Raw genomic sequence first — 3934 nt, forward strand, 5'->3', positions numbered from 1 at the left:
CGTTAGCGGTTCACACAGGGTCGCGATAGACTGAGGCAATCCTGAAACGGAGACTCGACCATGGCACGGGCGGTAACAGAGATCTACGCGGAAATTCAGAAGCTTAGCAACTCTGATAAGGAAGAGTTGCTTAGGGCGCTGATGGCGGAGTTGGATGCCCCCCTCGATGCTGAAGTTGAAAAGGCATGGCTCAACGAGGCGCAAAAGCGGTACCGGGAGCTTGCGGAAGGACGAGTCCAGGGCGTGCCCGGTCATTTGGTTTTTGAACGCTTGCGTGCCCGCCTTGGCTAATGCGGTACGAATTCCATCCCGAAGCGGAGCGGGAGTTCACTGAGGAAGCGGCCTATTACGAATCTGAGATGCCCGGCCTGGGCGGCCGATTCGCAACAGAAATTGAACGGGCTGTCGATCTATTGCTTGAGCATCCGGAAAGCGGTGCGTCGATTGACGCCGAGTTGCGTCATTTCGTTCTAAGACGTTTCCCTCACTCGATCATCTATTCGGTATTCGAAGACACGCTATTCGTTGTCGCTATCGCCCATTCACGGCGGAAGCCGGGATATTGGCGATCCAGAACTGATGATTAACGCCCACACCGCTAACAATGGGCTGGAGACCGACGCTTGACCGCTTGCTCCTTTCGCTGTCGCTCCAGTCGGTCGCCGTCAAGCGCGGCTCAGCGTGAGAGTTAGGCGACCATCTTGATTCACTGCATCCGGCTACGAGTGTCCGCACAGCCGCCCCACTTAGACTAACTAGGCGAATGGCCCATGAACGTCTCACCCCGCGCAGGCCCACACAGTCGACGACGACTTTACGTTGCCCTGGTGGCAATCCTCGCCTCTGTCGTGATTGCAACTCTTATTACATTGGGTGCCGTCAACCCGTACCCCAACCTAAAAATCGCGTATCTCATTTGCGTGGCTGTTGGAGTGTTTGGCCTAATACAATTGGTGATCGCAATCGCTAGCGGATCGCCTAACAAATCGCTGGAGCGGACGCGTGATAGGTAAGTTGCGAACCTCAAGCATCGGCGTGCGCGCCGCTCAGCTCAATCGTTAGACGGAGCTGACACGGTGCCACGAGCTCGTTCCGCTCGGCGACCGATCTCACCGGCTGAAGCCGCAGTGATAGACCGCGCCCTTGAGGTATGCCCTGTGGGGTCGGTGACTTTTGCACAGCGGAAATCCATTTCTCGTCTTGAAGTGGTTACTCGCTGTGGATGCGGATGCGATACCGTGGAGTTTGATGGAATAGACTGGAGCGACCCTCCGGCTGTGATTGCCGCTGGCACAGGAAATTCCGCTGACGGCAGATCGGTAGGGATCTTGGTTTTTGGCGCGATCGACCGAATCGTCTGCTTGGAGGTTTATAGTTTTGATGACGAGCCAGCCCGGCTGCCGGATCTAGACTCGATTAGGTCTGTTGCCCAGTCCTGAGGACGATGGCGTAGGAGCGGCAGTAGTAATGAATCAACGGAATGCAGGGTCTCCGTCTAACTGTTGGATGAACCTGACGATGCCGCCTGTCATGGCCCGTGCATACGCACAGTCCGCGCCAGCCGCCATCGCAGGTTATCCAGAGCGTTAGAAGCCTCCAGGGCGGGCCCTCGTTGGCCCTTGCGTCCCGAGCCGTAAGGGTATAATTTTTATACCATGTTGGCGTTCGAGTTTGACGAGAGCAAAAGCCGTGCGAACCTCGAAAAGCACGGGATCGACTTTGTCGAAGCACAGGCGCTCTGGAGTGATCCCGACTTGATCGAGATTCCGGCTGTTACGGTTGATGAACCGCGGCTATTGGTGATTGGACGTATCGCCGGGAAGCACTGGTCAGCCGTCATCACTTACCGCAGCGAAAACATCCGAATTATCTCCGTGCGCCGAGCTCGCGCCGAAGAGGTGTCGATATATGAAAGCTAAGAGATTTGATGCCGACTTCGACAGCGGCAAGAACATTACCAACGCCCTGGATCTATCTAAGGCACGTCGGCCGCTGCAGGCCCAAAAGAGAGTGAATGTCGACTTCCCGACTTGGATGATTGAGTCACTCGACAAGGAGGCCAGTCGCTTGGGCGTGACGCGCCAGTCAATCATCAAGGTCTGGTTGGCCGAACGTCTCGAGCAGACGGCTTCTAACAAATGAATGCAGCCGACGCAGTGAACTGCGCGGCTGATTCCGGTCGTTAGGTATCTTGTCTAGCGTAACGTTATAGGTTACGCTTTAATCCATGATGCTGAGATTCCGTCACAAAGGATTGGCGAAATTCTTTGCCACGGGTTCTCGGTCGGGAATTCGACCGGCGCATGCAGTCCGCTTGAAGCTGATACTGGCTACTCTCAATGCCTCTACCGGCCCCGGCGACATGGCGTTGCCCGGCTTGAAGCTGCATCCGCTGAAAGGAGATCTAAAGGGACGCTGGGCTGTAGAAGTCAGTGGGAATTGGCGGGTGACGTTTGGCTTCGTAGGTACGGATGCCGATGAAGTGGATTACGAGGATTACCATTAGGATCGACCTATGAAGATGCACAATCCCCCTCATCCTGGCGAGATCATTCGGTCGCTCTGTCTTGAGCCATTGGAACTGACCGTCACGGACGCTGCGGCCGGTCTTGGCGTGAGCCGTAAGACCTTGTCGGCGATCTTGAACGGCCGTGCAGGAATCAGCCCGGAGATGGCGGTGCGTTTGTCGATAGCATTTGGCACAAGCGCAGAGAGCTGGTTGAATCTGCAGACGCAGTACGATTTGTGGCACGCCGAGAAGCGCCGAAAGGGTCTCAAGGTTGCGCGCCTCGCTGCCTGAGATACCTAACTACAGGATTAACCTGACGATACCGGCTGTCATGGCCCGCGCATACGCACGGTCCGCGCCAGCCGCCATCGCAGGTTATCCAGGGCGTTAGAGAGCACATGGAGCCGGAAGAGATAGTCGTTCTCATTCTCGAGCACCTTGGTGCCACGGTTACCAGAATTCCTCGCGAGCCCGGCAAGACACCTGATTTCTATGCGGAGATTGGGGGCACTCGATATTTGATCGAGCTCAAATCCAAAGGCGAAGACCCGATTCGTGAAGCAGCTCGCAACGTGACGCTTGGTCGCGGTGATATCGCGGAAGATCACGACACAGCTGAACGCAAGAATGTTATCTCTGGGCTAGTTGCAGATGCCGTAAAACAGCTGCGCGCCTTCGAAGCGCGCCCGGTCGATTTCCGACTGGTATGGCTCCTTGGGTGGGGGCGATTGCGGCGGCTCTATTTCGACCAGTTCGAGGCCGCGCTATATGGCACAACCACCATCGCGGATTTCGGACCAGGTGCGGACGAATATGCTCGTCCCTGCTACTACTTTGGGCTAAATGACTTCCATCGCCACAGAGAAGTGCTTGATGGAGCTGTTATCTGGTGTGACAACGAAGGGAAGCTACTTCTCAATGATTTATCAGATCGATACGCGGCCCTGCGTGAGAGTGCGCTCGCTAGAGCGATGGCGGGCGGCTGCATCGACCCAAGAGACAAGGAACGTAATAGAGAGGCCTACTATATTGACGGGGATGTCGACCGTCGCGACGAGGGGGCAGTATTGGCCTACCTGCGAGAAAAATATGGTCGCAATAAGTTGATCAACATCACCATGCAGTATCACGGCGCAGCGGTTCTGGTGCCGCGAGAATGATGTGCCCTCTAACTACCCGCTGCACCCGACGCGCTACGCGCGCGGGTGAGCGCGAGCGTTAGAACTCCCAAACTCAAACTACTACCGTTTGACGGTACTAACGCGCCGCGCTAGTATTTGCCCTCGTGATCAAGTCCTTCAAGTGTCGGGAAACAGAGCGAGTCTTTGGCGGCCGGTTCTCTCGACGGCTGCCTAGAGATGTTCAACGCTTGGCTGCCAGGAAGCTCGAAATCCTCGCCGCGGCCGGCAACCTGGATACGCTACG

Annotated in this window: 7 protein-coding genes; all 7 read left to right on the top strand. The window is 56.2% G+C overall.

All coding sequences use genetic code 11. The features are described from left to right. Positions 1-60 precede the first annotated feature (60 nt). The 7 genes from G6N75_RS06975 to G6N75_RS07005 all read left to right on the top strand — a co-directional run bounded on the left by G6N75_RS06975 (position 61) and on the right by G6N75_RS07005 (position 3669). On the top strand, positions 61-291 hold the full coding sequence (locus G6N75_RS06975; RefSeq protein ID WP_165347637.1) for an addiction module protein: 231 nt from the start codon (positions 61-63) through the stop codon (positions 289-291). Further along, positions 291-587 carry a type II toxin-antitoxin system RelE/ParE family toxin gene (locus G6N75_RS06980; RefSeq protein ID WP_165347638.1) on the top strand — a complete coding sequence of 99 codons (297 nt, stop codon included), beginning with the start codon at positions 291-293 and terminating at the stop codon, positions 585-587. Before G6N75_RS06975 ends, G6N75_RS06980 begins: the two co-directional genes overlap by 1 nt. 1068 nt (positions 588-1655) lie before the next feature. Next, a complete protein-coding gene (locus G6N75_RS06985; RefSeq protein ID WP_165347640.1) occupies positions 1656-1919 on the top strand; it encodes a BrnT family toxin in 264 nt (87 codons plus the stop codon). After that, positions 1909-2142 carry a CopG family transcriptional regulator gene (locus tag G6N75_RS06990; RefSeq protein ID WP_165347641.1) on the top strand — a complete coding sequence of 78 codons (234 nt, stop codon included), beginning with the start codon at positions 1909-1911 and terminating at the stop codon, positions 2140-2142. Before G6N75_RS06985 ends, G6N75_RS06990 begins: the two co-directional genes overlap by 11 nt. Positions 2143-2227: 85 nt before the next feature. Further along, positions 2228-2506 (top strand): type II toxin-antitoxin system RelE/ParE family toxin, encoded by a 279-nt coding sequence (locus tag G6N75_RS06995; protein ID WP_165347642.1) that lies wholly within the window; start codon positions 2228-2230, stop codon positions 2504-2506. 9 nt (positions 2507-2515) lie between these two features. Further along, the gene (locus G6N75_RS07000; RefSeq protein WP_165347643.1) at positions 2516-2800 is read left to right on the top strand and encodes a HigA family addiction module antitoxin; all 285 of its coding nucleotides are present in this window, start codon (positions 2516-2518) and stop codon (positions 2798-2800) included. Positions 2801-2907: 107 nt separating this feature from the next. Next, positions 2908-3669, top strand: a complete 762-nt coding sequence (locus tag G6N75_RS07005) for a hypothetical protein (protein WP_165347644.1) — start codon at positions 2908-2910, stop codon at positions 3667-3669. Positions 3670-3934: the final 265 nt, after the last annotated feature.

The organism is Thioalkalivibrio sp. XN8, assembly GCF_011058255.1.
GTDB lineage: Bacteria > Pseudomonadota > Gammaproteobacteria > Steroidobacterales > XN24 > XN24.